6 protein-coding genes are annotated in these 6,522 nt (G+C 64.8%); 1 reads left to right on the top strand and 5 read right to left on the bottom strand.

Annotation, left to right across the window (positions count from 1 at the left end):
* Positions 1-86 precede the first annotated feature (86 nt).
* The 4 genes from CF70_RS07990 to CF70_RS07975 all read right to left on the bottom strand — a co-directional run bounded on the left by CF70_RS07990 (position 87) and on the right by CF70_RS07975 (position 3,816).
* The gene (locus tag CF70_RS07990) at positions 87-1,259 is read right to left on the bottom strand and encodes an acyl-CoA dehydrogenase family protein (RefSeq protein WP_035862795.1); all 1,173 of its coding nucleotides are present in this window, start codon (positions 1,257-1,259) and stop codon (positions 87-89) included.
* Between the two features lie 8 nt (positions 1,260-1,267).
* Positions 1,268-2,242, bottom strand: a complete 975-nt coding sequence (locus CF70_RS07985) for a Bug family tripartite tricarboxylate transporter substrate binding protein (RefSeq protein ID WP_035862793.1) — start codon at positions 2,240-2,242, stop codon at positions 1,268-1,270.
* Between the two features lie 113 nt (positions 2,243-2,355).
* Positions 2,356-3,333: a Bug family tripartite tricarboxylate transporter substrate binding protein gene (locus CF70_RS07980; protein WP_035862792.1), complete on the bottom strand. Its 978-nt coding sequence runs from the start codon at positions 3,331-3,333 to the stop codon at positions 2,356-2,358.
* 72 nt (positions 3,334-3,405) lie between these two features.
* Complete coding sequence (locus CF70_RS07975) at positions 3,406-3,816, bottom strand: cupin domain-containing protein (protein ID WP_035862789.1); 411 nt, start codon at positions 3,814-3,816, stop codon at positions 3,406-3,408.
* Positions 3,817-4,248: 432 nt separating this feature from the next.
* Here CF70_RS07975 and CF70_RS07970 point away from each other — a divergent pair, with 432 nt between their 5' ends.
* Positions 4,249-4,713, top strand: a complete 465-nt coding sequence (locus CF70_RS07970) for a ProQ/FinO family protein (protein WP_035862787.1) — start codon at positions 4,249-4,251, stop codon at positions 4,711-4,713.
* Positions 4,714-4,786: 73 nt separating this feature from the next.
* On the opposite strand, the gene CF70_RS07965 is transcribed toward CF70_RS07970, so the two are convergent.
* On the bottom strand, positions 4,787-6,199 hold the full coding sequence (locus CF70_RS07965) for a DUF2252 domain-containing protein (protein ID WP_051648138.1): 1,413 nt from the start codon (positions 6,197-6,199) through the stop codon (positions 4,787-4,789).
* Positions 6,200-6,522 lie beyond the last annotated feature (323 nt).

Here is a 6,522-nt window from a genome sequence, read left to right as displayed (position 1 = left end):
CCCCGCTGGCATCGGCGGGGCGCCCTTTATTATTTTCATCGCTGAAAGAATGCGGGTTCCCCGCGCGGGATTGTCCCGCTGCCTCGTCAATAGGACTTCGGCAAACCCAGCACGCGCTCGGCGATATGGCACATGATCAGTTGCGCGCTGACCGGTGCGATGCGCGGGATATACGATTCGCGCAGGTAGCGCTCCACCTGGTACTCGCGCGCATAGCCCATGCCGCCCAGCGTCAGGACCGCGGTCTGGCAAGCCTGGTGGGCGGCTTCCGCCGCCAGGTACTTGGCGGTATTGGCTTCGGCGCCGCAGGGCTTGCCCTGGTCATACAGCCACGCTGCTTTCCAGACCATCATGTCGGCCGCTTCCAGCGCCATCCAGGCCTGCGCCAGCGGATGCTGGATGCCCTGGTTCTGGCCGATCGGGCGGCCGAACACGGTGCGCTCCCTGGCATAGCGCGTCGCCGCTTCCAGCGCGACGCGGCCGAGGCCGACGGCTTCGGCCGCAATCAGGATGCGCTCAGGGTTCAGGCCATGCAGGATGTATTCGAAACCGCGCCCTTCTTCTCCGATGCGGTCCTCCACCGGCACCGTCAGGCCGTCGATAAAGAGCATGTTCGAGTCCACGGCGGCACGTCCCATCTTGTGGATCTCGCGCACCTCGATGTGCTTGCGGTCCAGCGCGGTGTAGAACAGGCTCAGGCCTTGGGTCGGCTTGGCCACCTGCTCCAGCGGCGTGGTGCGCGCCAGCAGCAGCATGCGGTCGGCCACCTGGGCGGTGGAGATCCAGATCTTGCGGCCGTCCACGCGATAGCTGCCACCGTCGGCCGACAGCACGGCCTGGGTCTTCAGATGGGTGGTGTCGAGCCCGGCATCGGGTTCGGTCACGGCGAAGCAGGCTTTCTCCTGCCCGGCGATCAGCGGCGGCAGCGCCGCCTCCTTCTGGCGCTGGTTGCCGAACACCACCACCGGGTTGAGGCCGAACACGTTCATATGGATGGCCGACGCGCCGGAAAAACCGGCGCCGGACGCCGACACCGTCTGCATGATCAGCGCCGCCTCGGTAATCCCGAGCCCGGCGCCGCCATAGGCCTCCGGCATCGCGATGCCGAGCCAGCCCGCCTTCGCCATGGCTTGGTGGAATGCGTGGGGGAACTTGCCTTCGTCGTCCAGCCCCGACCAGTAGTCGGCGCCAAAATCGCTGCAGATCTGCGTCACCGCCTCGACGATGGCGCGCTGTTCGGGGGTTCTTTCAAAGTTCATGGCTTGCCTCATTCCGGCTGGATGCCGGCGTCCTTGACCAGCTTGGTCCACTTGACCAGTTCGCCGGCGACGAAGCCGGCAAACTGCTTGGGCGTTTGCCCGAATGCTTCAAACCCCAGCGCCTCGAAACGCGGCGCCACTTCCTTGCTGGCGGCGATGCGGGACAGCTCGCGGTTAAGCCGCTCGACCACGTCCGCCGGCGTCTTCGCTGGCGCGAACACGCCGTTCCAGGAGGTGATGTCGAACCCCTTCAGCTCAGGCGTGTCTCCCAGCGGCGGCAGGTCCGGCAGCAGGCGGCTGCGCTGCGCCGTGGTCACCGCCAGCGCGCGCAGCTTGCCTGCCTTGACGTTGGCAATGCCGGCCGCCACGTCGACGAACATCATCGGCACCTGCCCGGCAATCACATCCGTCATGGCCGGCGGCGTGCTCTTGTACGGCACGTGCAGCAGGTCCAGCCCGGCCATGCGGCCCAGGGTGGCGCCCGACACAATGCCGGTGCTGTTGCCGCTGGCGTACGACATGCCGGGATGGGCGCGCGCGTAGGCGATCAGTTCCGGCACCGTCTTGACGGGCAACTTGGGATTGACCACCAGGATGAAGGGCAGGTTGCCCATGCGCGCCACCGGCGTGAAATCGCGGATCGGGTCATACGGCAGCTTCTTCATCAGCGAAGGGTTGGCCGAATGCGTGGTGTTGGTGGTCATGAACAGCGTGTAGCCGTCAGGCGCGGCCTGCGCGACGATTTCAGCGGCGATCGCGCCGTTGGCCCCGGGACGGTTGTCCACCACCACGTTGGCCTTGAGCGCATCGCCCAGTTCCTTGGCCGTGATGCGGGCCACCGCGTCGGTGCCGCTGCCGGCGGCGAAGGGCACCACCATGCGGATCGGCTTGCTGGGATAGGCATCGGCCGCCGCCGCGTACGGCGCCGCGGCGAGTGTCAGCAATGGCAGCGCCGCGCGCAGCAGCGTGGTAAAGCTTGGCATTGTGTTGTCTCCTGCTTCTTTCTGGTTAGCGATCCCTCTGCGATGGATCCGCTTTGTGGCGGTGGCTTGGGACTGACGGCCGGACTAACATCCGGACCGGCAGCCCCGCCGCTTCATGGCGCGGTCTTTTCCTTATAGTTCGTGTCCTTCACCAGCTTGGCCCAGCGCGCGGCGTCGTCGGCAATGATGGTGGCGAACTGCTCGGGCGTACTGCCGACGGCTTCATAGTCGATGGCGGCGAGGCGCGCCTTGATCTCCGGCATGGCCACGATCCGGACGATTTCCTGGTTCAGCCGCGTAACGATTTCCTTTGGCGTGCCCGCCGGCGCCAGCAAGCCAGCCCAGGAATTGAAGTTCATGCCCTGGATGCCGGCTTCCTGCATGGTCGGGACATCCGGCAGCGCCGGCGAGCGCCTGGATGACAGCACCGCCAGCGGGCGCAGCCGGCCCGCGCGGATCATTGCCATCCCGTTAAAGGGGTCGATGGTCATGTCGACCTCGCCCGCCACCACCGCCTGCATCTGCGGGCCGGTACCGCGATAGGAGACGCTGACGACATCCGGCGTGCCGGCGGTTGTCTTGAAAGTTTCCCCGATCAGCTCGATCATGCTGCTGCCAGCCGACAAGCTCAGCGGACGGCTCTTGGAGCGCGCCAGCCCGACAAACTCCTGCACGGTCTTGGCCGGTACCGAGGGGTGGACCACCATGACGAAGCCGATACTGCTGATCAGGCTGATCGGCGCGAAGCTCTTGAGCGGCTCGTAGCCGGCCTTGTAGAGGACAGGGCTCAGCGTCTGCGCGCCGGCGGTGTTCAGCAGCAAGGTGTAGCCATCCGGCGCGGCACGCGCGACCTGGTCGGTGCCGATGATGCCGTTGGCGCCCGGCCGGTTCTCCACCACCACCGGCTGCTTCAAGGCCTCCGACAGCTTCTGCGAGACCAGCCGGGCCACCACATCGGAGGCTCCGCCCGGCGCGTAAGGCACCACCATGCGAATCGGCTTGCTGGGATAGGCGCTGCTCCAGGCCAGGGCCGGCGCGGCACTCCAGATCGCGGCGCACAGCATCAGGCGGCGTCGGGAAGACAGTTTCATCGGGATCTCCTTCCAGGCTTCAACTACAAACGTCCGTTCGGGTGCGGGCAACCGCCCGGGCCGGGGCAATGCTCAGGCGGGACGGATCACGCGATCCGGGGATTCCTCATAAGGCGGGGCGTAGATCACCAGCAGCTTGACGGGCTCGTCGCTGACGACGGTGAACACGTGCATGGATCCGGCGGGGAAGAAGCAGCAGTCGCCGGGCCCAAGCTCGCGCGACTGGCCGTTCACCTCGGCGAGCGCCCTGCCCTCCAGCATGTAGCAAACCTGCTCGATACCGGGATGGGCGTGCGGCAAGGCGCCCTTGCCGCGCTCGATGGTGCCGTGGATCACCTCAAGCTGGGTGGCACCGACATTCTCGCGGCCAATGATGCGGCGGTTCAGCGTACCCACATGGTTGGCCGGGTGGTAGCCGGGCACGTCTTCGGCACGGACGAAGCAGGTCGGCGAGGACGAGGGTGATGGTGATGGTGATGTCATTGCAGTCTCCTTGCCAGCTTCGCCCCACCCAGGGAGGGCGACAGGCAAACCGATCATTTTTCATGTTTATGAATTTTATTTTATACCCATGAAAACAAACACGTCCAGCAAAGGTACGCCCAGCAGGCGCCTGATGGAAGCGGATGGTAGTTCTACCGCCAAAATTACCGTCCACAGATAGAAAATCCAGGTTTTGCATTCTGTAGATGCAGCCAACTGCGACGGATATGGGTTCCGCCAGGGAGGGCGCGGAGCGCTGGTGGCATGAGGCCACGCAGGAACGGCACCGAGTTGGGTGGACGCGCGAAGTGTGACGGGCGCCCGTCTTGGCCACGATGCCTGGTTTGGCCGATTCCCGTCGCGGCGGGGGCGGCAAGGCGAATCGCGTAGTGCTGCTACAATCGCACCAAGTTTTTTTACTGGCTGGACACGATGGGCTTCGAACAACTGGCGGCACTGAAGGAACAACTGGCAAGGCAAGCTAAGGCCGCGCCACAGGCTAAGACGCGGCGCGCGCGTCCGGTGGCTCCGGTCAGCCCGGCGAAGCCGGTGGATCCGGTGCTGCAGGCCATCGCGAAACTGCAAAAGCGCTTCCCGCAAACCTTTCCGAAGAATCCTGCGCCGAAGGTAGCGCTCAAGATCGGCATCTTCGAAGATCTCGTCCAGCACGCGCAGGAACTTGGCCTGACGGAGCCGGTGCTGCGCGACGCGATCCGGACCTGGTGCCGCGGCACCCGCTACTGGACCTGCCTGGTGGAAGGTGCCCCGCGTGTCGATCTGGCGGGTCAGGAAGCGGGACACGTTGCACAGGCCGATGCGAACCGGGCGCTGCAACTCCATGCCCACCGTGCGGCGCGTGCGTCATCTCGAACCGCGACTGCACCCAAGCCCAGCTGATCAGCGACACAGACACCCTCCGGACTCGAATCGGCCCGATGGTGTTCCTCGATCCGCGGATTTAGGCGGGCGCCTAGATTTGAAAATCCGCGGCGATGTCTTCATCCGTGCGCGCCTCCAGCCGGCCAGAGCGGCAGGCGCCGACAAACACGTCGTAATCGCGCTCGACCTGATCCGCATACGCGTTCGAATACGCCAACAGTGCATCGGCCATCGCATCGCTGTTGCCGAGGTAGCCGCTGATCTCCAGCGCCATCCCGCTGGCCTTGGCATGGGCCCGCGCCAGCACCCAGCCACACAGCGCCGCGAACCTGCCCAGCAACTCATGATCCATCAGCTCGATCTCGGGCGACAGCTTCATGTCGCGCAATTGCCGCACATAGAAATGGCGGCCTGACGGACCATTGTTCCAGCCAAGGAACACGTCGCTGGCCGCCTGCATCAGCCGCTGGCCCTCCACCACACGCCGGCCTTCATGCGTCACGGGCGGCGACTTGAAATAGCGCGCCACTACCGACTGTGTGGCCTGCTTGCTTTGCAGGAACAGCGGCTTGCCGTGCTTGTCGATCATCAGGATGATCAGGCAGCGCGTGCCGACGCTGCCCACCCCCACCACCTTGAAGGCGACATCATGGCGCGTGAAATGGCTGAGCAACTGGCGCCGGTCGGGCGACAGGGTACCCAGGTACTTCTCGAAAGACTTGTCGAAAGCCTTGCCGGTGTCGGTGATCTTCATCCAGTCGTCCTCGGGGGAGAACAGTGTGTTCTCGCCTCTTATGTGGAAGATCCCTGGCGGTGCGTCGCGGATAACCCAGCGCTCGCCAACCCGCTCCGACAGCTTCGGCAACAGCGCCTCGCTGGCGCGCTTGGCCGCGCGCGCTATGCCACGCTCCAGGCGCTGGCGGATCTGCGGCGAAGCCGTCTCGGCCATCAGGCGCTCGAAGGTAATGCAGTCGTACCAGGTGTCGAGAATGCCCATCCCGGCATAGGTGGCCATGCGCTCCTGATAGCTGCGCACGACCCGATAGACCAGGTCGTCGATCACGCCTCGCTTGTGGCGCAGGTGCCGGCCCGCCACCACGAAGCTGGCGGTAAGCCGCTTCAGATCCCATTCCCAGGGCCCGGGGCTGGTCTCGTCGAAATCGTTGAGGTCGAACAGCAGCGAGCGTTCGGGGCTGGCAAACCCGCCGAAGTTGGCCAGGTGGCAGTCGCCGCAGATCTGGATGGGGAGATCGGAATTCGGCGTACCGGCGAGGTCATGCGCCTGGATGATGGCGCTGCCTCGGTAAAAGGTGAAGGGCGATTCGATCATGCGGCCATAGCGCAGCGGCACCAGCCGTTCGACACGGCCGGCGCTGTTGATCTCCAGCAACTCGACGGGATCTCGCTCGACGTTGCCTGTCGCGGCATGCGCGCTGCGGGGAACGTGTTTGCGCGTGCCTTTGCCGCGTTCGCGGCGGGATTCGATGTCTACAGGGGTGTCCACAAGCGCTCCTTCAATTTCGGCTCTGTCTCTGTGTTTTTCTGTGTTATTGCCGGTAGGGATTGCTACGCTCGCCTATGTCCATAGCATACGCCACGCCCGCCCCATAAGTGATCTGGTTGCGGGTGCCGCGCCGCGTCATGATGGGACTGTCGCCACCATCGCCCGCGAGCCGTTGCCCGTAGACCATGGCGCCGGCTGGATAACAGCGTTTCACCAGTTCGCGAGCAAGACTGTCACACCGGTCGCTTGAGCCGCCGTCACCCACAAATCTCTTTAATACTCAATGATTTATCTTGAGCGGAGTTACTCCGTCCGGATGCTTG

This window comes from Cupriavidus sp. SK-3 (assembly GCF_000611145.1).
Classification (GTDB): Bacteria; Pseudomonadota; Gammaproteobacteria; order Burkholderiales; family Burkholderiaceae; genus Cupriavidus.
This window is presented reverse-complemented; position numbering and strand designations above follow the sequence as displayed.